Raw genomic sequence first — 267 nt, 5'->3', positions numbered from 1 at the left:
AACAAATCAGGAACATATAATCAGGAAATTTGCCTGCACAAGGAACGTCGAGCCGTGACATGACTGCTGAAACCCATAAAAAACCCGGTCTGGAGACGCTGCAGGCGGCGATCAACCGTCTCGAAGGGCACAGCGACCGACGCCGCACGGTGCTGCCCTTTGGTGTGTGCGAGATCGACAGCCGCCTGCCCGGTGGCGGGCTGGCTCTGGGCGCGCTGCATGAAGTGGCAGGCGGAGGCAACGACGCCCTTCACAGTGCGGCCGCCG

General features: G+C 61.8%; 1 pseudogene. It reads left to right on the top strand.

The annotated features are described in order from the left end of the window. Window positions 1-59: 59 nt before the first annotated feature. Window positions 60-267: pseudogene (locus tag B7G66_RS16490) on the top strand (damage-inducible protein); the annotation flags it as partial.

It is taken from the genome of Novacetimonas hansenii JCM 7643 (assembly GCF_000964405.1).
GTDB classification, from domain to species: Bacteria; Pseudomonadota; Alphaproteobacteria; order Acetobacterales; family Acetobacteraceae; genus Novacetimonas; species Novacetimonas hansenii.
This window is presented reverse-complemented; position numbering and strand designations above follow the sequence as displayed.